Annotated in this window: 23 protein-coding genes, 1 tRNA gene and 1 pseudogene; 14 read left to right on the top strand and 11 right to left on the bottom strand. The window is 46.8% G+C overall.

The features are described 5' to 3' along the window. Positions 1-285 (top strand): HEAT repeat domain-containing protein (locus RMO79_RS15035; RefSeq protein WP_310483988.1); only part of this gene is annotated, 285 nt, incomplete at its 5' end. A gap of 11 nt (positions 286-296) precedes the next feature. After that, positions 297-1,790: a HEAT repeat domain-containing protein gene (locus RMO79_RS15040; protein ID WP_310483989.1), complete on the top strand. Its 1,494-nt coding sequence runs from the start codon at positions 297-299 to the stop codon at positions 1,788-1,790. A 46-nt stretch (positions 1,791-1,836) separates the two neighbouring features. Here the strand turns inward: RMO79_RS15040 and RMO79_RS15045 are convergent, their stop codons facing one another. Both RMO79_RS15045 and RMO79_RS15050 read right to left on the bottom strand, forming a co-directional pair. After that, the gene (locus tag RMO79_RS15045) at positions 1,837-3,123 is read right to left on the bottom strand and encodes a TldD/PmbA family protein (RefSeq protein ID WP_310483990.1); all 1,287 of its coding nucleotides are present in this window, start codon (positions 3,121-3,123) and stop codon (positions 1,837-1,839) included. 189 nt (positions 3,124-3,312) lie between these two features. Beyond that, positions 3,313-4,173, bottom strand: coding sequence for a Tab2/Atab2 family RNA-binding protein (locus RMO79_RS15050; RefSeq protein WP_310483991.1), 861 nt, complete (start codon positions 4,171-4,173; stop codon positions 3,313-3,315). A gap of 266 nt (positions 4,174-4,439) precedes the next feature. Here RMO79_RS15050 and gshA point away from each other — a divergent pair, with 266 nt between their 5' ends. The 6 genes and pseudogenes from gshA to RMO79_RS15080 all read left to right on the top strand — a co-directional run bounded on the left by gshA (position 4,440) and on the right by RMO79_RS15080 (position 11,123). Further along, positions 4,440-5,576 carry a glutamate--cysteine ligase gene (gshA, locus tag RMO79_RS15055; RefSeq protein WP_310483992.1) on the top strand — a complete coding sequence of 379 codons (1,137 nt, stop codon included), beginning with the start codon at positions 4,440-4,442 and terminating at the stop codon, positions 5,574-5,576. 304 nt (positions 5,577-5,880) lie between these two features. Then, positions 5,881-6,339 carry a tRNA (cytidine(34)-2'-O)-methyltransferase gene (locus RMO79_RS15060; RefSeq protein WP_310483993.1) on the top strand — a complete coding sequence of 153 codons (459 nt, stop codon included), beginning with the start codon at positions 5,881-5,883 and terminating at the stop codon, positions 6,337-6,339. A gap of 1,326 nt (positions 6,340-7,665) precedes the next feature. Next, positions 7,666-8,043 (top strand): annotated as a pseudogene (locus tag RMO79_RS24605) (M23 family metallopeptidase); the annotation flags it as partial. A 169-nt stretch (positions 8,044-8,212) separates the two neighbouring features. Next, positions 8,213-8,285: transfer RNA gene (locus RMO79_RS15070), tRNA-Met, on the top strand. A gap of 96 nt (positions 8,286-8,381) precedes the next feature. Further along, on the top strand, positions 8,382-9,449 hold the full coding sequence (locus RMO79_RS15075; protein ID WP_310483995.1) for a hypothetical protein: 1,068 nt from the start codon (positions 8,382-8,384) through the stop codon (positions 9,447-9,449). A gap of 345 nt (positions 9,450-9,794) precedes the next feature. Next, positions 9,795-11,123, top strand: a complete 1,329-nt coding sequence (locus tag RMO79_RS15080) for a hypothetical protein (protein ID WP_310483996.1) — start codon at positions 9,795-9,797, stop codon at positions 11,121-11,123. A 230-nt stretch (positions 11,124-11,353) separates the two neighbouring features. On the opposite strand, the gene RMO79_RS15085 is transcribed toward RMO79_RS15080, so the two are convergent. Both RMO79_RS15085 and RMO79_RS15090 read right to left on the bottom strand, forming a co-directional pair. Next, positions 11,354-12,667 carry a DUF4147 domain-containing protein gene (locus RMO79_RS15085; RefSeq protein WP_310483997.1) on the bottom strand — a complete coding sequence of 438 codons (1,314 nt, stop codon included), beginning with the start codon at positions 12,665-12,667 and terminating at the stop codon, positions 11,354-11,356. Positions 12,668-12,695: 28 nt separating this feature from the next. Then, the gene (locus RMO79_RS15090; RefSeq protein ID WP_310483998.1) at positions 12,696-13,652 is read right to left on the bottom strand and encodes a protochlorophyllide reductase; all 957 of its coding nucleotides are present in this window, start codon (positions 13,650-13,652) and stop codon (positions 12,696-12,698) included. A 336-nt stretch (positions 13,653-13,988) separates the two neighbouring features. Between RMO79_RS15090 and ylqF the strand changes: the two genes are divergently transcribed. Together ylqF and RMO79_RS15100 are read left to right on the top strand one after the other, a co-directional pair. Next, a complete protein-coding gene (ylqF, locus tag RMO79_RS15095; protein WP_310483999.1) occupies positions 13,989-14,840 on the top strand; it encodes a ribosome biogenesis GTPase YlqF in 852 nt (283 codons plus the stop codon). A 185-nt stretch (positions 14,841-15,025) separates the two neighbouring features. Further along, complete coding sequence (locus tag RMO79_RS15100; protein ID WP_310484000.1) at positions 15,026-16,147, top strand: glycosyltransferase family 4 protein; 1,122 nt, start codon at positions 15,026-15,028, stop codon at positions 16,145-16,147. Positions 16,148-16,231: 84 nt separating this feature from the next. Here the strand turns inward: RMO79_RS15100 and secG are convergent, their stop codons facing one another. The 5 genes from secG to RMO79_RS15125 form a co-directional block, all read right to left on the bottom strand. Further along, a complete protein-coding gene (gene secG / locus RMO79_RS15105; RefSeq protein ID WP_310484001.1) occupies positions 16,232-16,504 on the bottom strand; it encodes a preprotein translocase subunit SecG in 273 nt (90 codons plus the stop codon). Positions 16,505-16,663: 159 nt separating this feature from the next. After that, entirely contained in the window at positions 16,664-18,262 is a 1,599-nt protein-coding gene (gpmI, locus tag RMO79_RS15110) for a 2,3-bisphosphoglycerate-independent phosphoglycerate mutase (RefSeq protein ID WP_310484002.1), read from the bottom strand. 109 nt (positions 18,263-18,371) lie between these two features. Then, entirely contained in the window at positions 18,372-20,450 is a 2,079-nt protein-coding gene (locus RMO79_RS15115; protein ID WP_310484003.1) for a response regulator, read from the bottom strand. 67 nt (positions 20,451-20,517) lie between these two features. Continuing rightward, a complete protein-coding gene (locus tag RMO79_RS15120; RefSeq protein ID WP_310484004.1) occupies positions 20,518-20,898 on the bottom strand; it encodes a response regulator in 381 nt (126 codons plus the stop codon). Positions 20,899-21,275: 377 nt separating this feature from the next. After that, a complete protein-coding gene (locus RMO79_RS15125) occupies positions 21,276-22,022 on the bottom strand; it encodes a phycobilisome rod-core linker polypeptide (protein WP_310484005.1) in 747 nt (248 codons plus the stop codon). 176 nt (positions 22,023-22,198) lie between these two features. On the opposite strand from RMO79_RS15125, the gene RMO79_RS15130 reads away from it, so the two are divergent. Further along, entirely contained in the window at positions 22,199-22,687 is a 489-nt protein-coding gene (locus RMO79_RS15130) for a gluconokinase (RefSeq protein ID WP_310484006.1), read from the top strand. Continuing rightward, positions 22,687-22,980 carry an antibiotic biosynthesis monooxygenase gene (locus RMO79_RS15135; protein WP_310484007.1) on the top strand — a complete coding sequence of 98 codons (294 nt, stop codon included), beginning with the start codon at positions 22,687-22,689 and terminating at the stop codon, positions 22,978-22,980. The genes RMO79_RS15130 and RMO79_RS15135 overlap by 1 nt, the downstream gene beginning before the upstream one ends. Before the next feature lie 129 nt (positions 22,981-23,109). On the opposite strand, the gene RMO79_RS15140 is transcribed toward RMO79_RS15135, so the two are convergent. Further along, entirely contained in the window at positions 23,110-23,658 is a 549-nt protein-coding gene (locus RMO79_RS15140) for a phycobiliprotein lyase (protein ID WP_310484008.1), read from the bottom strand. 382 nt (positions 23,659-24,040) lie between these two features. Between RMO79_RS15140 and RMO79_RS15145 the strand changes: the two genes are divergently transcribed. Further along, a complete protein-coding gene (locus RMO79_RS15145; RefSeq protein WP_310484009.1) occupies positions 24,041-25,309 on the top strand; it encodes a serine hydrolase in 1,269 nt (422 codons plus the stop codon). Between the two features lie 239 nt (positions 25,310-25,548). Further along, on the top strand, positions 25,549-25,701 hold the full coding sequence (locus tag RMO79_RS15150) for a hypothetical protein (protein ID WP_310484010.1): 153 nt from the start codon (positions 25,549-25,551) through the stop codon (positions 25,699-25,701). Between the two features lie 12 nt (positions 25,702-25,713). Here RMO79_RS15150 and trxA read toward each other — a convergent pair. Then, positions 25,714-26,009: thioredoxin (gene trxA, locus RMO79_RS15155; protein WP_310484011.1), on the bottom strand; the 296-nt coding region annotated here is incomplete at its 5' end.

Consider the following 26,009-nt stretch of genomic DNA (forward strand, 5'->3'; position numbering starts at 1 on the left):
GCCTTTACACTTCCACCTGCACTCGCCCAAAGTCAAATGAATAGAGATAAAGAAATCGATGGACACATCCGAGAATTGGGGAGTGAAAATAGTAGCGCACGAGCGAATGCAGCACAAGCACTAGGAATGATGGGAGAGTCAGCTAAGGTAGCGATTTCCAATCTCATTGCATTACTCAACGATCGGGATTGGGGTGTGCGATCGAACGCCGCATTTGCACTAGGAAAAATGGGCACATCAGCCAAGGTAGCTGTGCCCGATCTGATTCCATTACTCCAAGATTAAGTAATAAATTTATGTCTGATATCGCCTTTTCTAAATTTATCAAACTGCTATCGATTCTACTCGTTACTTCAACGATCGCCATAGAATCGATCGCTTTACCAATCTTGCCCGCAATTGCCCAAAATCAACCGAATAGGGATACAGAAATCGATCGACTCATCCGAGAGTTGAGGAATGAAGACTATAGCACGCGATCGAATGCGGTAGATGCACTGGGGAAGATGGGAAAAGTAGCCATACCAAAACTAATTCTACTCCTCAAAGATAATAATGCAAACGTGAGATCGAGTGCCGCCGAAGCACTAGGCAAGATGGGAAAAGTAGCGGCATCAGCCATACCACAACTGATGCCACTATTCAAAGATAAAGATTTCAGCGTGCCATCGAGTGCCGCCGCAGCACTGGGAGAGATCGGATCGGCAGCGATACCCAATCTCATGCCACTGTTCGCAGATAAAGATAAAAACGTGCGAGATCGGGTAGCATACGCACTAGGAAGGATGGGAGCAGTCGCCATCCCAAAATTGCTGCCACTGCTCGATAATCAGAATCCAAATGTGCGATCGAGTGCTGCCAGAGCAATCAGAATTATGGGAGCACCTGGCAAGGCGGCTATACCCAAACTGATTTTACTGCTCGACGATAATAATGCAAACGTGCGCTCTAATGCAGTCTACGCATTAGGATCTATGGGAGATTCAGGCAGAGTAGCCATACCCAATCTGATCGCATTGCTCAAAAATAAGGATAAGGATAAGGATTTGCGATCGAGTGCCGCCTCCGCGCTAGGTAGTATCGGCGCAGCAGCTCTGCCCAATCTCATTCCATTCCTTAAAGATCGGGATAAAGATCTGCGGCTCGGTGCCTTATCCGCAATAGGAAGAATGGGAGAGTCAGGGAAGGCAGCCATACCCGATCTAATTCCACTAATCCAAGATCGGGATGAGGATAAAGATGTGCGAGATGGAGCAGCAGCGGCACTGGAAAGCATGGGGAAAGCTGCAATACCTAGTATGATCTTGTTACTCAAAGATAAAGATGCCGAAGTGCGATCGCGGGTAGCGGGATTACTAACGTATATGAGTTACAGGGGAGTATCGACTAAAGCAGCCATCCCAGATCTGATGCTACTGCTCAAAGACAAGAATTTACAAGTGCGATCTAGTGCCATATCTGCGCTAGGCATAATCGCAATGGCGGGAGAGTTAGGGGCATCCGCCGTACCCAATCTGATTCCATTGCTCAAGGACGAGGACAAAACCGTGCGATCGACTGCAATCTCTGTACTCGGCTTGATGGGAGAGTCAGCAGCACCGATCGTCCCCGATCTGATTCTACTGCTCAAAGATAAAGATGTGCGATGGCGGGCAATAGAGGCACTAGGATCGATCGGAGAGTCAGCTAAATCGGCAATACCCCATCTAATTCCATTCCTCAAAGATTCGGATGGCATGATTCAATCCCGTGCGGCAACAGCCCTCAAAAAATTAGGCTACAAACCCTAATTACTATTTTGGAGCGTTGGACTATTTTAGCAGTCCGATCTCCCATCTAGCCTCTCCCCGTCACCGACAACCCATCCACAATTAGCGATGGCGTATGACAGGGGCCATTCCAGTCGATATCTGCGCCGATGGCGACGATTTGTTTGAGGGCATTATAGACATTGCCACTGACCATCGTATCCTTGATCCGACCGACGATTTTACCTTTTTTGACGCGATAACCCAGATCGACATTAATCGAAAAATCGCCAGACATGCCAGCTCCACTGCCGAGAATTTGATCGATAATGATACCAGAATCGAGCTGCGCGACTAGTTCGGGAAAACTCAGCTTGCCAGGTGAAACCGTAAAATTGACCAGATCGGGGGTGGGATAACTGCCCAAACCCGATCGAAAGCCATTGCCAGTGGAGCCAGAACCGAGCTTTCGGCCGATCGTTCGATCGGCATAAAATAATTTGAGCTTACCTTCTTGAATGAATGTCAGCGATCGAGTCGGCGATCCTTCGTCGTCGAAGGGGCAGCTAAATGGGCCGCGATCGGGTTCTTGCATCAGCGTCAGTAGGGGAGAAACCACTTTTTTGCTCAATTTGTCGCTCCACGGGGAAGCTCCTTCAATGACCTGTTTACCATTGAGTGCGGCTTGGACGGTTTCCCATAACATATCGGCGGCTTTGGCGGTAAATAGAACGGGAACTCTACCGATGGGTGGGTTGACATTGGTGCGCGCCCACTGGAGGCGTTTGAGCACGCTCTGGGCGATTTTCTGCGGATCGAGATCGCCCCGTTGGGTTTGTCCATCGCCGACGCTTAAAAAATCATCGCCCCGAATCCACTCTACGCCCAGATAGCCGCTCAATGTGGTGTCGGTGTAGCTGCAATTTAATCCCAGTGTATTTACCAGTCGGGTGGTTTCGATATCGCAATCCCATTGGCTGCTACAGATGGCATCGGGAAATTCCGATCGCACTAAATCGATCGCCATTTTACCCATTTCGACCAATTCTTCCATCGGGATGGTATGACCTAAATCGGGATAGATATTGCGATTGGCTCCATTTAATTCTGGCGTTTCGATCTCATTTAGTTGCGATAATTCGAGACTTTTGGCAACCAAAATTTGTGGCTCGACGGCACCATAAGCCACAGCCAGTCCTGGCTTACCATCTTTCCACAACCGGAGGGCAATGCCTTCGCTTTGGGCTGTTTCTAACTGCTTGAGTCGATTGGCTTCAAAGAATACCGGACGGGCTAAGGATTTGGCTTGATAAACTTCTGCTGCTTCCGCACCCGCTTTGGTAGCTAGATCTAAAAGTTGTTCGGCGATATCCATTGGGGGATTGGGGGGACTGGGGGACGGGGAGTGTGGGGGGTGTGGGGAGTGTGGGGAGTGTGGGGGGTGTGGCTGTACCACCGTAGTGGGAGGAGAAAAACTAAAGAACGCAGTTCTCCTAAAACCCTTTACCCTTTACCCTTTTCCCCTAAAGCCTAAAGCCTATCCCCTATTCGCAACATGGAGCTATTAACTCTCAACTGGTTCGTATAGGAGCCAAAATCCGGCAAATTCTTCGCTATCGGGGGAAGATTGAACGGCAATAAAGTGGACTCCATTGGCTTGTTGTTTGCTCAGTTCAAATCGGGCGGCTTCTTGTTGTGTCGCACCATCAAGGCTGGCGAGAATCCAGCTTTCGGTGGCTCCTGTTTCTAATAATAATCTGGATTTTGGTGCTGGTTGATACCGAACCGAAACTATTTCTAACCCTGACATCCAAGCCGCAATTGGTACCGCGCGAGCAGAGTAGACGATCGAACCAGGAATTTGCATTGCTGGTGTCACTCCTAGCATTTCGAGCGGGAAAGCTTCGCCAAATCCAATTTGCCAATCGCTCATATCTGCAAACTGCTCGGCGGTTAAACTAGCAAATGTCCACTTATCGCCGATCAGAGCTGCTGGTAGCGGTTGGGGCGGATCGGAGAACATCTGCACCGAGGTTGTCGTTGTTGCTTGATAGTTGGGCTGATTAGGGTAAAAATGCTCCATTCGATCGTCCAACCATTGCTGGAGAGCGATCGATCTGCGGCTAGCTGCGGCGGGAATGCCAATATCCTTACAAGCTTTGGTAATCATATTATTCATCTGTCGCCGAAAGAAGCGAATCCGCTGGGGCGACTTTCCGGCTGCGAGCATGGCTGCTTGTAAAGTTTCGCCCAGCCACACCGAGTTAACGCGATCGCTCGGACAATACTGTGCGTAGCGAAATAAACTATCGGGCGACTGTTGCGTCGTTGATGGGCTTTCACACACTAACAATTCCCAGACTTTTTTTTGCCGATCGTCCACTAGCGGGCGTGAGTAAAAATCTATTTCCCAGATCGCTCCCATTATTTTATGTCGTGCTGCTTGCTTTGTGATTTTTACCTTAGTCCCCAATTATCGGCGATCGCTGGACATTAGGGAAGAGAGTAAGAAGTAAGAAGTTAGAAGTTAGAAGACAAGATCGGACGTTGGGGCGATGGTTTGGGGGTTTATACTGAATATTAGTACTGCATCGACAATCGTAACGGTTTTGTCTAGATAATCTACGATCGACAGTTGGTTCTGTACCGCTTGCTCTCCGATTACTCCTTACTCCTTACTCCTTACTCTTTATGCTACTTTCCAAAGGATTTGAAATTGAAGTCTACACGGGCACACCCCAAGGAGAGATTGTCGGTTTATCCGATCGGATTGTGGCGGATTTGGATGGGTTTATTATCGAGCCGGATAGTCGGAATGTTGAATATACTACCGCACCGTTTACTTCGTACGATCGACTGCTATGTGCTTTAGTTTTGCCACGTCGTCAGTTACGGGCGTATCTTCAGGAGATTGGCAACTATACCCTGATTCCGGGTAGCACATTATCTCTCGGCGGTACGGATACTTTTTATCGCTCCGATCCTCAGAATCCCTATCATACCTATATCGAGCAGACTTATGGTACCAATGTCGTCACGGCTAGCGTCCATATCAATATTGGCATTAGCGATCCAGAATTACTGATGCGCGCCTGTCGGCTGGTAAGAGTTGAAGCTCCCTTGTACTTGGCATTGAGCGCGGCTTCGCCATTTCTCAATGGCGCGCCGACGGGCTATCACTCCACCCGCTGGGGACTGTTCCCCAAAACACCCCAACACGTACCGTTATTTGCCAGTCACGCCCACCACATTGAATGGGTAAACGAGCAATTAGCCCAAAAGACCATGCAAAATGTGCGTCACCTGTGGTCTTCCGTGCGCCCTAATGGCGATCGCCGCCCCTACAACCTCAATCGGTTGGAGTTGAGGATTTGCGACCTGATTATCGATCCGATCGCCTTACTAGCCGTTACCAGCCTAATTGAAGCGAGATTGTGGCAGCTCATTGCCGATCCCAATCTCGATCCGTTAGTGATGAGTAGTTTATCTGCCTCAGATTTAGTCGAACTCGCCGATGCTAACGAAATGGCTGTTGCTAAATCTAGTCTCGATGCCACTTTACAACATTGGCAAGACGGTCGATCGATTACCGCCCACGACTGGATCGAGGAACTCTACGCAGAAGTACATCCATTTGCCAAACAACGCGGCTTTAGCTGCTTCCTCTCCCCCGTCAAAAAAATTCTCCGCGAAGGTAATACCGCTCAACAATGGTTGCGCAATTTCGAGCAGTCTGGCGATGCTCGATCTGTACTCATCCAAGCCATCGCCCAAGTCGAGCGCCAAGAAGTCGAACTAGATCGCTACATCTGTCAATCTGTAGCCTAGATGTGAGCGGGGAGCGGGGAGTGTGGGAGGTGTGGGAGGAAGAATAGAATAGATCGATTCCCAGTCCCCTAGTCCCCCAGTCCCCCGCTCCCCGCGCTCAAACACATAATCCGGCAACTTAACAAATGTATTTAAAATTCCAATCGATCGCCCCACCTGGCAAATATAAAGAAAATCTATATATTACGAAAGATTGCAATTGAGAGCTGCAATCCCCCTAACACTGAATCAGTAGTGCTTTAAGCTACCTTTCATCCGCCAAATTGACTACCCGCCCAATTTCCCGATCGCCGATTTTGAATTTATGCTTCAGTTAGTTTTAGTCCATCCGCAAATTCCCCCAAATACTGGCAATATCGCTCGCACTTGTGCGGCTACTGGTACCCAATTACACCTGATCGAGCCATTAGGCTTTGAAATTACCGATCGCTATCTCAAACGTGCTGGATTAGACTACTGGCCTTATGTTAGCCTCAAAATTCATCCGTCGGTTGAGGCTTTTATTGAATTCCAGCTCCAACAGCCTGGAAGATGTGTGGGGTTTAGCGCTCGGGGTACGGACAGCCATTTTGACTTTAAATTTCAAGCTGATGACTGGTTGCTGTTTGGGAGCGAAACCAATGGACTACCAGCACAAATGCTCGAACATTGCGACGCGACTGTTTATATCCCCATGAGCGAGCCTGGTGTCAGAAGCCTGAATCTGTCTGTGAGTGCGGCGGTGGGGCTATTTGAAGCTCGCCGCCAATTGGGTGCGTATTAGCAAGAACCGATAAGTACGGATTCCCGTCCAGGCTGAGATTTCAGCCTGATTTTTACATGTCGATCGGTTGTTTGAATTGTTAACTTGCAAATTGCCGATCGAGACCTGCTAATTTTAGATAAGAAATTTATATCAATGAATTCGTGAATCGATCGAGATTAAATTATCGATTGCTTATTCAACACATTAAAAATTCTGTGGATAATTGCGATCGAAATCACTAATCGTTAAAAAAAATTGTGTTTTGCAATCCAAGCATGTTAATTAGCAAAATATCTTTCCGCAAATACACGGTTGCCAATTTAGGCGTTAGTTGATTAAAGTCATGTATATCAACGGCTTGAGAGAATGAATTAATTGATTGAATTATCGCTTCCACCTCAACGGAAGCTCATATTTGCAAATTAATTGAGATACCAAATTACCAATCCTGCTAGAGCAGGCTACCCTTAGAATCGAATTCAAGAAAAAACTTGCAAATTGTTTCGTCATAACTTAAAGTTACTCTAGAGATTGTCAATCTCCATCACACAGAGCGATCGACGATAATCAATCGATCCAATGGACATAACCTGAATATATCCATTTCATCAGATTTGGCTAGCACGTAAACCACTGTGGTATCGATAAACACTAGCTGCCACGATCGGAGTCCAAAGTCAGTGAGAAACTAACATTATATTCAGCTTCAATTTATCTATACTGGCTGCCGTTGTAGTCAAAATTAGGAGGTCATTTTTTTTGAAATCAGAAACTACACAGAAAGCTCAATTAATTCTTGCCCCGAATGTCGATCTAGAAGTACTACCGAACCGATCCACACCAACTCTCGATCGATCCTCAGTATCAAATAAAATTGCCTCTGCGTTTGGTAATCATCGGAGCCGCACCTCAGCCGTAATGCTTGGATTAGCATTACTCATGGGGATAACCAGCATCCCCGCCAATTACCCCAACACAGTCGCCGCCGCCGAAGAATCGGCAACCAGATCGCAAGTACCTACAAACCAAGCTGGATATACCGACCAGTATCGCCGCGATGTTTCGCAGATGCAGGCACAATATTCTCAACCAGCTTCAACGCTCGTCGCTCAAGCAGTTTCTTCGCCTCGTGGGTACCAGTTACCAGCTACCAATCCTCCCATCAGCAATAGCCTGCAATTTAACGGCGAAGCTTCCGTCCCCATCGATGTCGCTCCACCCAAAACCAAAACTTTTAAAGCCGTTGCTACCGCTTCACCTTATGGCGACCCTGGTCATGGTGCTGAAGGAGAACCTGGCGGCTCAGAAGAGCGCGAACCGGGCAGAACTGGCGAAACCAGCATCGGCTTTACTTGGCCCGCCGCAGGTACCCTCACGTCCAAATTCGGTCGTCGCTGGGGTCGCATTCACAAAGGGATCGATATCGCAGGGCCGATTGGCACGCCGATTAATGCTGCTGCGGATGGCATCGTCACTACTGCTGGTTGGAAATCGGGTGGGTATGGTAATTTAGTTGAAATCAGACATGCTGATGGTACGACCACCCGCTACGGTCACAACAGTCAGTTATCGGTTTCTGTCGGTCAAACCGTCCGTCAGGGTCAGCTCGTCGCCCGGATGGGTAGTACCGGACGCAGTACTGGTTCGCATTTACACTTTGAGATTCGCCCCAGTGGCGGCAATGCGGTCAATCCGATCGCGCATTTACCTGCTAATAGCTAAGTCGGCAGGTTGGATTCGGCAGATCGCTGGTTTCGGGCGATTCGTTCGCATCTACCGTTGCGGCAAGTTGGACTTTGTACTTGCCATCTAGCCACTACCTAAAATATTTATCGATCGTGGTGGCTAAATTCGGTTTTTATATGTTATGATGGAAAGCGTTAAAACGCAAGGCTCAATAGCTCAGTCGGTAGAGTAGGGGACTCATAAGCCCTTGGTCGTCAGTTCAAGTCTGACTTGAGCCATATCTTAAAAATACCAGTATTGGTAATCCTAACTTGAAATTCTCAGATTAGATACTACTACTGGTAATTTGTTTACATTTATTTTTATCTAACCTCTTGACCGAAAATCTAGAATCGGAATTAGAGCTAGTATGGAGTGGTCGATCGAGCGATCTGGTAACAGATTTAAACTATGTGCCCACAGGTGGTAGTTGGGTTGCAAGCTCCGCAGCAGGCGAAGTTCTCTGGAATGCTGGGTTAGCAGAATTAGTCACCTTAAAGCCAGCAGATGGGTTATCGATCGAGCGGGCTAGTTTTAGTGCCGACGGTCGATGGCTGGCAGCGGGCGGACAAGCTGGCAAATTATTCATTTGGAACTGTGAAGACACCCAGATACCGCCCCAACTAGTCCAGACGATCGACATCGGCACCTGGATCGAGCATTTGAGTTGGCATCCCCACCAGTCATTACTGGCAATTGGATCTGGCAAACAGATCCAGATCTGGACACCGCTAGCCAAAACAGCAATTAATACCTGGAACTTCGATCGATCCTCTGTTTTCGACCTAGCATGGCATCCTCACGGCGGAGAGCTAGCAGTAGCTGGGTATAAAGGTATACGGATTTGGACGCTTCAGCAGCCAAAATTACCACCATCGAGCATCAATGTCAATACCGCGAGTATCAATATTGCCTGGTCTGGAGACAGTCGCTATCTAGCGGCGGGTAATCTCGATCGCACCCTGACAATTTGCGATCGTCAGCAGCCTGATGAGTCCTGGACGCTGACTGGTTGCTCTGGCAAAATTCGGCAGCTTGCGTGGCTGGTAGGCACAAATAACCACTGTCTGGCGGTAGCCAGTGGCATGACGATCGTGCTATGGCAGTTAAGTGTGGATGCCACCACTTGGAACGGTCGATTATTAGAAGGACATCAAGGTATTATCTCTACCCTCATCGCCCATCCAAATACACCCAAATTGGTATCGGGCGGAGCTGATGGATATGCTTGTCTCTGGGCGGAAAATGGCGAAATCGAGCAGATTATCGTTGGCGTAGCCTCTCGGAACGAGAATCGGTCGAACCTCAGTGAATTTACTAGCATCAGTTGGTATCCCCAGCACCCGTACTTAGCCACAGGCAATCGCGTAGGCGAGCTTTGTATCTGGCGGATACCAGCATAAATACTGATGGGGGTGTAAAAAAAACATGATACAATAGCGTTGTTAGAGCGCAACATTGCCAACTTCTCTTAATTGCATTTGGACTGAGAAAGAGTGAAGGTTATCCTCAAAAATCATCATTACAATCAATCAAATTCAGGCGGGTAGTAAGGTAAAATTTTTCTAACAATACCGTTGTTTTCTATGCCGATTGACTGAGCAAAGCAGGTACGGTTTCACTCTAGCCTTTGCTTGCAAGTAGCCGAAATCTCCTCAAATCGGGATTAGCCAAAATCCATTTGGAGAAGACAGTTACCAAGTAAGTAAAAGTAACTAAAAATTTCCATTACATAGAGCTAATTCAAGATGTTAAAAATTTGGCTTACCTGGTTGCAACCTAGTCTTGGTGTCCTGGGAACAGCATTAGTGCTATCTAACCCCTTGTGTACCTACGCAGCATCCAAACCAGCAGCAGTTCGGAATCCAACAACTGCTAAAACACCAACTCAGGTCTCCCAGTGGAGTGCCATGAAGTTGAATGGGACTAGAATCGATCGTGAGTTATCGAGCACAATTGCTCTAACTCCAGATATGGCAGTCCGCAGGCTTGCGATGAACTCGATAACCTCCCCTGGTCTGCCAGCTACTACTGCCAATCTCAAAACGCCTCAGGTCGGTAGTAATGCTGTAGCTAGCTTTATCTCGCCATCGATGAAGTCTTCTAAGATAGCAGCAAAAGCCACCAAACAGGCTAAGCCGCAGTATGCTAAAAACTCTGTTGCTGCGGCACTCTCCCAAGCCATCAATCCCCAAGCTCCAATCCCAGTGCCAGGATTGTATATTGGCAACAGTAATGCCCGTGTAGCTAGTAAAATTGTACCTACTGGAAAAACCGTTCCTCAGCCAATCGCTGCTACTACCGAAATCGGCGCACCGACACCATTATCGGCAATGATGGCAGCTAAAACTGCGATCGATCCGTATCCCGTCGTCCGTCCAGAATTGATGCAGAAGCTAGATCGGACTCCTGTAGTGACGAAAACTCCTCCAGTCGTCGATCTCAGCCCGATTGCCAGTATTCCGACTACCAAGCCTCAGGCTGTAGTACCTAAAACGATCTTACCCCAAGCTAAAGCAAATCCAGCCGCAGCTCCCTACAAGTCTCTCGATCCGATTGCTAACATTCCTTCGGGACTCCAACAGTTGTTAGGTAATAACCTCAACAGTCAGCCAGTGATAGCTTCGGCATCGACAGCTAAAACAAAAGTCAACAAAGTTAATTCATTAGTAGCTCTCAGACAGCTAGTGTCTCCCAGCACCCCTGCATTACCCTCGGTTAATGCAGCCAGCCTACAGTTGGCTACCGCTCAAGCGTACACTAACGTACCTAAATTTAGCATTCCTGGCGAAACGATGTTGACTGCCAAGCAGTTTAATCCCGTTCGAGATGTAGTAGCAACCAAACGGGTTCAGAAGAAATTCTCCACCATCATTGCTAGCAACCAGCGTGATTACACCACAACTTTAGCACCTAACGCGAAACAGCCCTGGATGGTAGTCGATCGTCGTAATAGTCTCGGTGGTTTGATTCTCGGATCTCAACCCCTAACTTCTGCACCTCAAGTCGCTAGTTTATTGCCAGTCAATACTAGTAACGTCGGATTACCAGCCAGAAATTTAGTTAACTTCAACTAATCTCTCGCTCTCAATTTAAAGACTGAATTAAAAGTCCTCACTTAGTTAATAAGTGGGGACTTTTTGTTCTATCCCTCCATATGTCATTTGTGATGATGAATACTGCTAACCTTTGATGCCACTGTCTTTCAGACTTTTTTTATTGAGTAAATTAATTACCACCATCCATAAGCTAAATCCATTCCACCAAGCTAACTTTGAACTGACATAACTGAATCTAATGGAGCTGTTTACGGACGAATTGAGATCGTAATATCGGCCACATTAGTCCCTGTCGCTCCAATAATATGGAGATCTTTTAATTGTTTAAAAAATGGATAACTATCATGTCGATCGAGTGCCAATCGAGCATCTAATCCTAATGCTAAAGCGCGATCGATCGTCGTTTCATTTACGGTCGCGCCTGCTGCATCCGTCGGACCATCGGTACCATCGGTTGCGAGTGTAGTTATCCAAGCTGGAATTTTGTTAATTGCCAGTTCGATGGCGGCTGCCAAGGCTAGTTCGGTATTCCGTCCGCCGATACCAGTACAATTTTTTGGTAAATTAACTGTAGTTTCGCCACCATATATTAAAATAGTTTTAGCAGGTTGGGTAATAATTGCTCTGGCAATTTCTTCGCCTCTATCTCGCGCTTCTCCATCCCATTCGGTAGTTACAATTTGGGGATTATATCCCATCAATCGAGCTAATGTTGCTACAGCTTCGCAAGCTTGAAGATTATTGCCGACTAGAATATTCTCAGCATGAGGACGATCGGTTAAACCAGAGGCGATCGAGCCAATCGGATCGCCGATAACATCCGATAAAATCAGCCCGATGACTTTACCTGCGCCCACTCGATCGACTAAGCCACCACCTTTTAATCGATCGATCTGCGACCTCACGGCATTAATTTTCTCGATCGATAATCCACTCCCTAATAATGCGGTGCCGATCGCTTGTAATGCTGGCAGCGAGATGTTTTGTTCTGGATTAACAGTGCTAAAATCAATCGAACTACTCAATAAAACCGACTGAATTAATTGTTGAGTTTCCTCACTAATTTCGGCAGTCGGCGGACTGGTTAAAAGTCGATTTAAAGCATTCCAATTATGCGGTGCGACTACTAAGGCAGAAGCACCACCAGAGATACAAGCTAGCACTAAAGTTCGATCGGTACAATCGGCGAGCAATTCCCACACGCGATCGCCAGCGTGTAAACTGAGATCGTCAGGAACTGGATGTGCTGACTCTAAAGTTTCCCAACTTTCAGGAAATTTAACATCCTGTAAATGGTCGGATTTAGTAACGACTAATCCTTGCAAAATTCGACTACCGAGCAGTGAATGTATCGATCGAGCCATCGGTACGGCAGCTTTACCGACGGCAATGCAACGAAGATCGCGATTCTCGTTCCGAGAGGCTACGCCAACGGTTAAATTAATAACGCGCTCGCCAATAACTAAATTTTCACCATCCAGCCGCAAGTGATTTTGAATGGCTGTAAATGGATCGACGGCGGCTAATGCAGCGGTAATTAATTGGTTGATGAGATCGTGCATATTGTTCGATCGAAAATGCAAAACTAGTTTAACTCAATCCGACTAATTTCTCGCTTAAATCCCACATTCTGACGGCTTTGTCATCGCTAGCTTTATCCGATAACTCTTGTACGAAGCCCTCGCGCCCTGCTTTTTGGCGATTGCCCCAACTCCAATGCACTCCAGACTGCCCAAACTCAGGATCGACAACTACTTGCGCCACCCTTTCCCCTGCTAGCTCCTGACTCACATAACCCCCTGTAATATTCTTTTGGAACCATGGGAAGATCTTTTGAAATAGCGGATAACTATTGCGAAATAGCGGCGTATCGGCGACACAACCGGGATAGAGGGTATTAAAGACGATTCCTGTCGGCTCGTGATAGCGACGGTGTAACTCCCGACTCGTCATCATATTGCATAGCTTACTATCCTTGTACGCCTTCCCCGCCTTAAATGGCTTGCCATCAATCATCGAGATGGGATCTTTAAATCCTGCCGCCAATCCTTGCAAATCGCCTAAATCCGCAGGTGCGGGAATCGGAATCTTACCGCCTAACTCCTTAGAATTAGCTGTAACGGTGCCTAAAATAATTAAACGTTTATCTGGTGCCGATGACGCTTTTAAGTCGTCTAGGAGCAAATTAGACAGCAGGAAATGACCGAAATGATTGGTCGCAACACTGATTTCGTAACCTTCTGGAGATCGCAGCGGCTGTTTGAGCAGGGGTAAGTATACCGCTGCATTGCAGACTAATGCATCTAAAGATTTACCTGTAGCTCTAAAATCTGCCACAAACTTGCGAACACTTTCTAAAGAACCCAAATCGATATGGACGATACTATAACTATCGAGCGACATGCCGACAGATTGTGCGGCTGTCTCGGTTTTAGCCAAATCTCGACATGCCATTACGACATGCCAGCCCCGCTTTGCCATCGCTTTGGCAGCATACAAGCCTACACCCGAAGAGGCTCCAGTAATTACAACTGTTTGTTGTGTCATGTTAATAAAATTATTTTAATTAGATTTATAAATTCAGATTCGATCGGGTGCTACCCTGGATAAAATTGCCTGATACCTCAACCCTCTAGTATTAGATAAGGTCGATCGCTTTATAGTCAAACTGATAAAATATTTACAAAATTTCGCTCGGCTCTAACTTAGGCAGTATTAACGTGAGTTGCTAGTTATAGTTTTTAAGTATGGGGAGTGTGCGACGAGTGGCAAGGCAAAAGGACGCAAGCGTCCAAATTCACTATCCACTATTCACTATCCACTCATATTAAGTTCGATCCGAGCGGTTAAACTGGTAACTGAATAATGTAAGAACTGTTTATCATGCCAATGCCTGCGATTCAATGGTATCCCGGACATATTGCCAAAGCCGAACGCCAACTTCAAGAACAGGTAAAAAAAGTTGATGTGGTGCTAGAGGTACGCGATGCACGAATTCCCTTTGCTACCTATCACCCATTACTCGCAACCTGGATTGGTAACAAACACAAATTACTAATTTTAAATCGGGTCGATATGATTCCGCCGACAGTGCGAGAGTTGTGGACGGAATGGTTTGTCTCGCAGGGCGAGCAGCCGTTTTTTGCCAATGCTCAACAGGGTACGGGTGTCATTGCTATCTCTAAAGCTGCCCAATCGGTAGGGGTAGCCATCAATGAAAAACGTAAAGAACGGGGGATGTTACCGCGTCCAGTGCGGGCGGTGGTGATTGGGTTTCCCAATGTGGGGAAATCAGCCTTAATCAATCGGTTGCTCAATAAGCGCGTAGTCGAAAGTGCCAGACGGGCTGGCGTGACTAAAGCACTAAGATGGGTGCGAATTTCCGACCAATTAGAGTTATTAGATGCACCCGGAATCATTCCCGGACGATTAAACGACCAAGCAGCAGCGGTGAAGCTGGCGATCTGCGATGATATTGGAGAAGCTGGCTACGATCGACAGAGTATGGCAGCAGCATTCATTGAATTATGTCAAGAATTAGGCTACGTCGAAGGTTTGAACGACAGGTACGGTTCGATTCCCATGACTCTCAGCGGTGAAGAATATCTCCACCACCTCGCCAATGAAAAGTATCGCGGCGACTTAGAACGCACATCTCATCTAATTCTCAATGATTTTCGCAAAGGCATCTTAGGCAGTATTCCTCTAGAGCTACCCCACAAACCCGATGTTTAAATAAGCTCCCAACTCCCCTCTCCCCGCTCCCCGCTCCCAACGCCCCGCTCCCCGCTTATGACAGCTCGCCCTCTGTCATATTGCCTCTATCGGTCTGGTAGATTTTACTGGTATATTTAATAATTACTAAATGTTTGATTTTTAAATATCCGAGTTTACTGAGTACTGAATCGATTTAACGAAAAATGCATATCGCGTGGCTGGGAAAAAAAACGCCTTTTTGTGGCAATGTTACCTATAGTCGAGAAATTACCACGGCTCTAACTAATCGCGGGCACAAGGTCAGTTTCATGCATTTTGCTGACACTAAAGCTGATGGCGATGAAGTACCACTACCCTTTTTATACAAATCTCAAGTATTTACGATCCCCACGATTAGGGCAAAACGGGTACTCGAACGATCGCTACGCCGGAGGAAACCAGATATCGTCCATGCTTCTTTGAGTTTGTCACCATTAGACTTTTTGCTGCCAGAAATTTGTCAAGAGCTAGATTTACCGCTAATTTCCACATTTCACACGCCTTACGATGGGAAACGGCGAAATGTGACTTCAACGACTCAATTACTTGCCTATCAACTCTACGCGCCTTTTTTAGCCAGATACGATCGAACGATTATTTTTTGTGAAGAACAGCAAGATTTATTAGTCAAACTCGGCGTACCCAAAGAGCGAATTATCGTTATTCCCAATGGTGTTGACGAACAGAAATATACTCCAGGTACGAGCAATATCAAAGCCGAATTTAACGCTCGTCAAATTTATGTCTATCAGGGTCGGATTTCGACAGAAAAGAATGTCGAATCCCTGCTCAAGGCTTGGAAATACTGCAATATGAGCAACTATGGTTGCAAGCTTTTACTGGTAGGCGATGGACCGAATAGACCCAATCTGGAGCCATTTTATACTAGCGAACATGGTGTGGTCTGGTTGGGGGCAATTAGAGATGATGCGCGCCGAATTGAGATTCTGCGCGGCGCGGATGTCTTTATTCTCCCTTCTTTGGTTGAAGGTCTTTCGCTGTCTTTATTGGAAGCAATGTCTTGTGGAATTGCCTGTGTAGCTACCGATGCAGGCGCGGATGCTTCGGTGATTGCTGGCGGCGCGGGTGTAGTTATCAATACTCAAGGTGTGTCTGGGCAACTGAGAACGATTCTACCCCTCCTGCGCGAACATACCGCATGGCGCGAAACGCTAGGCAAATCGGCGCGCCAACGTGTATTAAGTACTTATACCCTTAAAGGTAATATCGATCGCATCGAAAGCCTCTACGGCGAAATTCTCGCTCCACTTAGGGCGGCTGGTTGATGCCAACATGGAAATATGTGCGAAATAGGGGTAATCGATCGATCGCCCCTACTGGATTCGAGATTGAGATAAATTGCGAGTTTGTTAAGGAACTACTACTGGTGGAGCGGCTACTGGGACGGGCGCAGTTGTGAGCCAACCAGCACTGAGAATAATTGTGAGTGTGATGAATACTAAAAACAGACCCCACGTAACCCGATTGAGGCTGCTTTCGGCACTTTTGGTACTACTAAATAACTGAGCTTGACCGCCAATCCCCCCGAGTCCATCACCTTTGGGGCTGTGGAGTAGCACCATAGCTGTTAAGCCAAATGCCGATACACACCAAATAATTTCAATAATATTAACAGTATTCATTCAACAAACTTAAATCTTAATTAGTCATCGATCTATTGTATCCCGATTCTTCTCAAATCGGGATGGCGGCGATTCTCTTGCACAGAGGCTACGCCAACGGGTAGAAGTGATGGAGGATGGACGAAGGGGGAATTTATCCATCCTCCCCCGCCCGCGATCTTACACCCCTACGCGCATGGGAGATCGAGTAGGTTGAAATTCAACTAGCGTCGGTACAATTATCGATTTACCAGTCATTTCGACAGGTTGCGGAATCTGGAGAATCTCTAAAATTGTCGGGGCTAAATCGGCTAATTTGCCATCGTCCCGGAGCGTGACATCGGTACCGTGTCCGGATAGTTTGCGACCTTCGCCTTCAATTAAAATCAATGGTACTTGGCTGGTAGTGTGTGCCGTCCACGGGTTGCCCCGTTCGTCGCACATATATTCAGCATTACCATGATCGGCGGTAATTAGGGTTGTCCCACCGACTTTACTCACGCCTTCTAATAACTTACCCAGACAATTATCGACAGTTTCGATCGCCTGAATCGTTGGTGCCATTTTACCCGTATGCCCGACCATATCTGGGTTAGCATAATTGACAATAATCAGTGCGTATTGCTGTTTGGCGAGTGCGGCTAACACCGTGTCGGTAACTATCGATGCCGACATGGCTGGGGCGCGATCGTAAGTACTCACCTGCGGACTGGGAATTAATTCCCGATCCTCGCCAGGGAGAGGTTCTTCGCGCCCACCATTGAAAAAATAGGTGACGTGAGCGTATTTTTCGGTTTCGGCCACCCGGAACTGCTGTAAACCGCGTGCGGAGATAACTTCGCCCAACAGGTTTTGGAGTTGTTGCGGCTCGAAGGCAACTAGTACGGATAGCGTCGCATCGTACTGTGTAAATGTCGCCAAAGTGAGATCGGGAATTAAATTGCGATCGAAGCCCGTAAATTGAGGACTGACAAGGGCACTAGCAAGCTGTCTAGCCCGATCGGGACGGAAGTTAAAGAAAATGACCCCATCACCAGCTTCGATCGCTCCTGGCGCGATTCTGGTGGGGAGGATAAACTCATCCGTTTTATCTGCGGCATAGCTGTCGGCGAGAACGGTGGCGGCAGATTCCCCCGTGCCAACGACCGGATCGGTCATATTATCGTAAGCTAATTTAACTCGATCCCAGCGATTATCGCGATCGAGTGCATAATAACGACCGCTAATGGTCACAATTTTACCGACCCCAATTTCGGAGATCGCCGCTTCAATTTTTTCAACAGCTAGCAACCCATCGCGCGGATCGGTATCGCGTCCATCGGTAATGACGTGCAGGCAAACTTCCCTAATCTGCTGCTGTTGGGCTAGCTTGAGTAAGCCGATTAAATGGTCTAAATGCGAATGGACTCCACCATCGGAGCAAAGTCCGAGGATGTGTAATTTGCTCTGACGTGCTTTGACATCTTCGCACACCTTTACCAGTGCCGGATTGTCTAAAATACTACCGTCTTTGACAGCATCAGAAATTCTGACTAATTCTTGGGGCACGACTCGCCCCGCGCCAATATTGAGATGTCCGACTTCTGAATTACCCATTTGACCTTCTGGCAATCCGACGGCACGTCCAGAAGTATCGATGAGCGTGTGTGGATAAACAGCCCACAGGCTATCCATGTTGGGTGTTTTGGCTTGCGCGATCGCATTGCACTTGACATCGGGACGATATCCCCAGCCGTCTAGAATTACTAGCACCACCGGAGCTACAGGTGCTTGCACCATATTATTCTCTAGCCTTGATGTTGTTAAAGAGTACGGTCAAAGCTATCATAACAGCTATTTAAGACATCCCGAATATTCATTCCTTACATTCCTGGCTCCCAACTTCCAACTAATTCTGTCGATAAAACCCAATGCGTTCGAGTCGATTGACGATGCGGGTGACTAAGGTGGAATCGCTGGCGGGTTTGGTCACAAAATCATCCGCACCAGCAGCAAATACCCGATCGCTAGCGATCGCCGCCGTATGCGCGGTGAGGAATAAAATCGGTAGGGTTGCCCACTGCGGATCGGTACGGACGGCGCGACAGAGTTCGATGCCATCGTAAGTAGGCATATCTAAATCGAGAATTAGTAAGTCGGGATTTGAAGCTGCTAGCGTCTCCCAAAAGCGGCGAGGTTCGGAGAGTGTGGTTACTGTCATCCCCCGCACCGATAATAATGCCCTCACGCCTTCGAGCAGCAAAGGATCGTCATCGACGATTGTCACTTTTGCTTGAGTGGCACGAACTTGCGCTAGGACGCGATCGACAGCCGCCAAGATTTGCCGAGCGGGTATCGGTTTGGATAAAAACAGTCTAACCCCCCGCCGTGCGACTTCAATGCGCTGGTGAAGCTGCTGGGTACCTCTAGCCGCACGATTTGGAGGTGTTGCGGTACTAGTCCAGAGACTATCGGTGCTGTCGATCGACGAGATCGTCACCAAGCTGCGTTTGTTTCGGGAGGAAGTCAACTCCCGTGGCGTAAAATTTGCTTGCAGATCGGTTTGACTCAAGACTAAAACGGGAAGCTGCGGATAATCTCGCTCTAGTTCCGATAGGGCACTCAAGCCATCAGCAATGCAGGGAAAACAGTCTAAATCGAGAATAATTGCGCTGGGAGATCGATCTAACTGGTTGGGAGTGAGTTCGGTCGTCGTAACGATCTCAAAATTACTAGCGGCGGATCTTGCAGATCTTAATGAGGCGGCTAAATCTGGTGTACTAGCGATCGCCAGCAGCCACGGTACTGGCGGCTGTGGTGCCTGGATCTGAACTAGATCGGGGTTGGGGCTTTTACTGGCAATTTCTTGCCGTAATTGGACGATGCCATTTTGCAGTTCGATGACTTGTGTTGGTGTCAGTGCTGGATTTGCTTTAAGTAATAATTCGATCTGCTTGGCGACTTGAGAGCCGAGCATCAATCCAAATGTACCCAAGGTACCTGCGAGGGTATGCGCGGAGTTTTCAGCCTGAGTGCGAATTTCTGGTGTCAATGAACCATCGGCAATTGCGATAATTACCCGATCGATCGTTTCTACGCGTTCGATTGTTTGTGCGTGGTGTCGGTTCCAGATTTCTGTCAAAAATTGCAGCGAATCTAGTGCTGGCGGTTGCTGGCTGCTGCGTGTCGGATCGGAGGTGACGATCGACCGTTGATGGAGCCGCTCGGAATGAGCATCTTCTAATTCGATCGATTCTCGTTTCGGGAGGCTTCGCCAACGATTACTGACTCGTTCTAGCGTACAATCAGAGCTGGCATCGCCTTTGAGTCGATAACCGATTCCATACACGGTTTCAATGAAGTCTACTGGCGCGCCCGCCGTTCTGAGTTTGTGTCTGAGTCCCTTAATATGGGTGCGAACCGCCTCTTCACTGGGTGCATCTTCATACGTCCATAAATGTTGTAAAATCGCGCCACAGCTAAATAATCGCCGATTGTAACGGAGGAATAATTCGAGCAGTGCGTATTCTTTGGGCGTAAGATTGAGCAGTCGATCTTGGTAGGTGACTTCATAGTTACGGGGATCGAGGGTAAGCTGCTCCCACATGAGTACGGGTTGCACTCGATCGTTACCTCGGCGCAACAGGGCGCGAATCCTCGCCGATAGCTCTTCAGGATCGAAGGGCTTGACGACATAATCATCTGCTCCAGCATCCAAACCGATCGCCCGATCGTGTTTGCTATCTTTACTCGTCAGCAACAAAATCGGCATCATGTAACCGCGAGAGCGCAGGTACCTACACAAACTCAAGCCATCGAGTTTGGGTAAGATCGCATCTAATAACAGCAGATCGTAATCGAATGCCTCGATAAAATCTAGTCCAGTTTGCCCATCATTAGCGATTTCCACTGTATATTTACGATCGCCTAGCGTCATTTTTAGGGCTTGGGCAACTAATACATCATCTTCAACTACTAAAATTTTCACGATCGGCACCTATTTTAGTAAACACTGTAGAAACCACTGGGATGAAGTACAGTTGTTCTCTCAATCCCTAGAGCTTCCAGCCTAAAGTCGTGGCAATTTGTTGAGCTAATTCTAGCGGACTAAATGGCTTGGCGATCGTCGATCGAATGCCGAGTTCGGTATAACTTTGCCGATCTGTGGTTTGCACTTTTGCCGTCAATAAAATTACCGGGATCGATCGAGTGGCTGGATTAGCTTGCAATTTACTAAATGTATCCAGTCCATCCATACCTGGCATCATCACATCTAATAAAATCGCATCTGGTTGCTCTCTCTCGGCGGTTGCCAATCCTTCCAATCCAGAACCAGCAATACTTACGTCCCAGCCTGCTACAGTTTCCAGGCAAATTTGAGCTACTTCTTGGATCGAGGGTTCGTTATCAACTACTAAGATCCGCTTGCTACTCACAATATTACCTCTGTTGATGTTCTTGAAAAATCGTTACCAGCTAGTAGACGATCTTCTAGCAAAACTAGATGATAAATATAATCGGGCTAGCTCTATTTAAATCCTCGCATACTATCTTGGTGAGGAATCTTAATATATCGTGAAACTTTATCGGGAGATGGGAGTTCGGAGTTCGGAACGATCGTACCTATCGAACATAGGGTAAGGGTAATTCATGAATTACCCTTACCCGATCGATCTGGTTAATGCAAGTTACTTCCTGTTACTCGATCGTGGAAAGAGGATTGGGTGTAGGATGATTCACGAGGATTTCGCTTTAATTTACTCCCCACACCCCCACACTCAACAACGATCGCTAGCAACTTGCGTTAGTTAATCTAGCGGCGGGGGACTAGATTTTGATAATCTAGATTTAGAGCCGAGATCGACTGGGGCTGATTACCACGGTAGCCGAGACTTTGAGCCATTTCTGCAAACATTGAAGGATCGCCAGCTTTGGTTGCTTGAGCCACAGGGCGAGAGCTACGAGGTGTAACCGACCAAGTAATTTTGGGGAATCCAAGTTTGCCGCGATAGTATTCATCGTAGCGAGGAGATTGGATGTTGAAGGGTAATTCGCTCGCACCAGAAGGTAATACCCGCCGACGTTGGAAGGGCACGATATTATCGCCGAAGTTTTCTAGATATTCATCACTGTTGAGCAGGTCGTTAATGAAGCCAGCACGACCTTTAGTCGCGACGACGATCGACCAAGCAATTTTCTCGGCATCGTTGTAGACATCGCGTCCTAGCACCTTCTGAACGCAATGCGTGACGAATTTATAGTTGCTGTTAAGGTTGTAGAAACTATTGGTGAAAGTGTTAGATAGACACAAGCCCCGAATGAAGTCGCGCACGGTAATTTGACCGCTGCGGAGTTGGGATTCTAGAAACCGTTCGCGATCGGATGCAAACGCATGGAAGAAAATTTGACGATAAGCAGCTTCGATCAGATTATCGATCTGACTGGAAGAGAGCAAGTTGTCAGTGGAGAACACTCTGGGTTGTTCGTCCCCAGGCACTTCATAACCCTTAATCCGGGAATTTTGGGTGGTTGGAGCGTATTCTAATAAAGGAATAGACATAATGTTATAACTGCTCTTTCTTACGAAACTTTACAATTTTTCTCATCATAATCCTCATTTGGACACCGATCTTAACTCTTCACTGAAAAAATTACATTCCTTAATTTTCGATGCTCAAACATTGACGCAACAACAAATACCGATCGAGATCTTCATTGTCATGGGTGTCTCTGGTTGTGGCAAAACCACGATTACCTCCGGTAGGCTTTGCCAACGCCGAAACCCTGGCTACCAAACATCATTGGCACTGGTTCGATGCTGACGATTTTCACTCTCCGGCTAGTAAAGCCAAAATGGAGCGCGACGAACCCCTTACCGATGCCGATCGTCTCCCGTGGCTGCAAATCCTCCATATCGAGATTCAGCAATGGTTACAAGCCGATCGACCGACCTCGCTTGCCTGTTCCGCGCTCAAACGCAGTTATCGAGATCTCCTCAGCAGTGGCAATCCTGCTGTCAAATTTATTTACCTCAAAGGTAGCTACGAATTAATTTCTCAACGATTAATCGATCGCCAAGGACATTTTGCGAAGGTAGAATTACTCAAAAGTCAATTCGATACCCTCGAAGAACCTACTACTGATGAAGCAATTGAGATCGATATCGATCGAGATCGAGATGAGATCGTACGATCGATCGATACCGCCCTATTAATTAATAGTTAATGATTTTAGAAGTAGCCATTCTGGACATTCGATCGGGATTAACTACCGAATTTGAAGCCGCCTTCAAAACTGCATCGCCAATTATTGCCTCGATGCCGGGATATATTTCTCATGAGTTGCAACATTGTCTGGAGCGATCGCATCGATATATCTTACTCGTCCGCTGGCAAACATTGGCAGACCACACGGTCGGCTTTCGACAATCGCCAGAATATCAACAGTGGAAAAATTTGTTGCATTATTTCTACGATCCATTCCCAACTGTGGAACACTATTTTAATGTAGACGAGTAAAACGATCGTCGGCTCGGAGTGCGATCGGTAACTAAATTACCAACAAAATTCTCAAAATTTAGGGTAGGGATAATTAATGAATTACTCCTACCCTAAATTTAAATGCAGATTAAGTTACCGAGCGAGTATTTAGACCCTAATTCGCTTCTCTAAATATTGACCGATCGTGACTTGTTCGCCAGCGCGCGAGATAATTGTTTGGCGAGTGCGGTACTTGTCACCCACCAATTTAACTTCCTCCTCAAATACCGAACCTTGATATTCGGTTTTTAGACAGAGCGTATCGAGATGGGGAAAATGGTAAATCGCGGTAATTGGTTTCGGAGTGGCAAAACCGCGATCGCGATATAGAATATTTCCTAACGCTCCAAATAACGTACTTCCTTTGGAAGCTTTTTTCCCCGTCACGGAGTCTTTACTATCCCACTCAATTTTACTGCCACAGGTCAGAGCCAGATCGTCTAAACCGTGCAACCGTGCTAATTCTTGTAATTCTAGAGAGCCTGCTGCTAAAAATTCGATCGCAATCTCACTAACTACCTCTTGGGTAGCTCCATCGGGGAGAGTGTAATACCGTCGTTCTGATAACCAGTTACCCGCCGAAACTTTAAAAAAATTGGCAACGAGTAATTCTTCGGGGGTGCTAGTGGCTGGAAAGTTTTGTAAGCCTGTAGTCATTGGCTCTGACCTCATGGAGTTGGATACACAGATCGGGCTTTAGTCCTAAAGCCCGTAATACTTCTTAATATAACGACAATCTCGATCGATTGACTATATCGATCGATACAGAAATTTAGTCAACGACCTTGAATATTAGTCCCAGTATGCGATCGGTCTTTTTAAGATCGACAATCTTGAGGTAACGAGCCAGCCAGTCGAATTGACGGCGGGAACCGAATAGTGTTAATCATCATCTGAAGTGAAAACTCAAACGGTACCGATATTCGATAGTTAGATCTGCGTCGCGGTGCCTTTGAATCCCGATTTTTAAAAACCAAAGTTACCATTCAAGCATTGCTGTCAAACCATCGCTCTACCTTTACATCACACTCCTCATTTTATGAAATTAAGTTGGCTCCTGACCGGACTGATTAGCAGCGCGTGTCTAGTATTCGCCGCACCAGCACAAGCAAGCAAATTCACTGGTTGGGAATTTGATGCCAGTCGCAATCAATTAAACTTTGGTACCGATACTGGAGTGCAACCCAAAGCTACCTTACTCGATGGCCCTTACCGCCTAGTTGTCGATTTACCTGGTACCAAAATGACCGAGGCTACCGTCCGCAAAAAATTTGGCGCGGCGGTGCGAGAAGTGCGAATCGCCCAGTCAGACAGCAATAATACGCGCTTGGTGATCGAACTAGCACCCGGTTATGGAGTTAGCCCGCAAAACATTATCATTCGTAGCGATTTACCTTCCCGGTGGTCGATTAAATTGCGATCGATCGATCGAGGTGTAGCTACTGTCAGCACGGGGCGCATTCAGCCCGTCCCAGTCAGTCCGGTAGTCTTTGCTGGTGTCGTACCCGTCGGGCAGGAAATGACCGCCCTCAAGCGGCAAATTAACACCTTAGCGGCGAAATATGATTACCTTTCCCCTGGAATGTTTTTCATGGAGGTGGAGACGGGTAATTATTTGGATATTAATGGTGAAAAAAGTTTCCCAGCAGCGAGTACGATCAAGTTACCAATTTTGATGGCATTGTTTCAAGCTGTCGATGCTGGTCAAGTGCGCCTCAACGATACTCTAACGGTCAGACGAGACTTAATTACCAGTGGTTCGGGCGAACTCCAAAATAGTCCTGGTGCGAAATTGAGCGTGCTCAAAACAGCCACGATGATGATTGCCATTAGCGATAATACTGGCACGAATATGATTATCGACAAGTTGGGCGGACGACAGGCTCTCAATCGTAAGTTTAAAAGCTGGGGGTTGCGAAAAACGGTCATCAACCGTCTATTAGGAGATTTTAAAGGCAAGAATACGACTAGTCCCGCAGATTTAGTCAGGTTGTCGGCATTGCTTGCCAAACGCCAACTAATTACTGAAACCAGCCGTAGTAAAGTGTTAGATATTCTCAACCAAACTGAGAATCGTAAATTACTCCCTGCTGGGTTGGGTAAAGGTGCGGCAATCGCTCATAAAACTGGTACTTTGGGGCGATTAATCGGTGATGCTGGGATTATTGAAATGCCCAATGGCAAACTCTATTTAGCCGGAATTTTTGTCAGACGTTCTTTTAACGATTTACGCGCGCGCGATTTCGTTCAGGCAGTGTCTAAGTTGACTTACAAGTATATTAACGATCGACAAGTGAGTCAGAAGTAGGGAATAGGGAATAGTGGATAGTGAGTCGATAATATATTATCGATTTACTATTTATAATTAGAAGTTTTGCCGGACAATTTAATCCATGTCTCCAATAATTAGAATCGCGATCGAGTCTTTTAGTGTATACAATATTTTTATTATGATGTATTGAAGAGCTTTATTATTGCAACCCTTATCCTTATATATTATTTTATGCATAAACAGGAAAATGCAAGCTAGCTCTAACAGATTTAGATTTGGCGATCGCTAGCGAACCCAAATTTGCAACATTAGCCTATATCGAGAGAGCCAAAATCCGCGAACAAATTGGCGATCGATCTGGCGCAAAAACAGATCGTCAAAAAGCCACGGAAATTGAGGCTAAAAATGAGCGAAACAATGACTATTAAACATAACTATATCTACAAAAATTGACCGATCCGATCGATTAATTGCTCGGCTTGTAATACACCTTCAATTCGATCGACAGATTGCCCACCTTTAAATAATACCAACGTTGGTAATGCCTGAATCTGATGGCTAGAAGCGATTTGGGGATATCGATCCGTATCGATTTTCATCACTCTGATTTGTCCGTTTAGTTCGATATTAACTCGCTCTAAAATCTTAGACATCATCTGACATGGGCCGCACCAAGTTGCATAAAAATCGACTAAAATTGGCACATCGCTATTGGCGATCGCATCTTCAAAGCTGG

Origin of the sequence: Chamaesiphon sp. VAR_48_metabat_403 (genome assembly GCF_031422475.1) — a bacterium.
GTDB lineage: Bacteria > Cyanobacteriota > Cyanobacteriia > Cyanobacteriales > Chamaesiphonaceae > Chamaesiphon.

Bases quoted from the DNA above. Each gene is read 5' to 3' on its own strand.
- RMO79_RS15040 (WP_310483989.1), top strand. From the start codon at position 297: ATGTCTGATATCGCCTTTTCTAAATTTATCAAACTGCTATCGATTCTA.
- RMO79_RS15045 (WP_310483990.1), bottom strand. From the start codon at position 3,123: ATGGATATCGCCGAACAACTTTTAGATCTAGCTACCAAAGCGGGTGCG.
- RMO79_RS15050 (WP_310483991.1), bottom strand. From the start codon at position 4,173: ATGGGAGCGATCTGGGAAATAGATTTTTACTCACGCCCGCTAGTGGAC.
- gshA (WP_310483992.1), top strand. From the start codon at position 4,440: ATGCTACTTTCCAAAGGATTTGAAATTGAAGTCTACACGGGCACACCC.
- RMO79_RS15060 (WP_310483993.1), top strand. From the start codon at position 5,881: ATGCTTCAGTTAGTTTTAGTCCATCCGCAAATTCCCCCAAATACTGGC.
- RMO79_RS15080 (WP_310483996.1), top strand. From the start codon at position 9,795: ATGTTAAAAATTTGGCTTACCTGGTTGCAACCTAGTCTTGGTGTCCTG.
- RMO79_RS15085 (WP_310483997.1), bottom strand. From the start codon at position 12,667: ATGCACGATCTCATCAACCAATTAATTACCGCTGCATTAGCCGCCGTC.
- RMO79_RS15090 (WP_310483998.1), bottom strand. From the start codon at position 13,652: ATGACACAACAAACAGTTGTAATTACTGGAGCCTCTTCGGGTGTAGGC.
- ylqF (WP_310483999.1), top strand. From the start codon at position 13,989: ATGCCAATGCCTGCGATTCAATGGTATCCCGGACATATTGCCAAAGCC.
- RMO79_RS15100 (WP_310484000.1), top strand. From the start codon at position 15,026: ATGCATATCGCGTGGCTGGGAAAAAAAACGCCTTTTTGTGGCAATGTT.
- secG (WP_310484001.1), bottom strand. From the start codon at position 16,504: ATGAATACTGTTAATATTATTGAAATTATTTGGTGTGTATCGGCATTT.
- gpmI (WP_310484002.1), bottom strand. From the start codon at position 18,262: ATGGTGCAAGCACCTGTAGCTCCGGTGGTGCTAGTAATTCTAGACGGC.
- RMO79_RS15125 (WP_310484005.1), bottom strand. From the start codon at position 22,022: ATGTCTATTCCTTTATTAGAATACGCTCCAACCACCCAAAATTCCCGG.
- RMO79_RS15135 (WP_310484007.1), top strand. From the start codon at position 22,687: ATGATTTTAGAAGTAGCCATTCTGGACATTCGATCGGGATTAACTACC.
- RMO79_RS15140 (WP_310484008.1), bottom strand. From the start codon at position 23,658: ATGACTACAGGCTTACAAAACTTTCCAGCCACTAGCACCCCCGAAGAA.
- RMO79_RS15145 (WP_310484009.1), top strand. From the start codon at position 24,041: ATGAAATTAAGTTGGCTCCTGACCGGACTGATTAGCAGCGCGTGTCTA.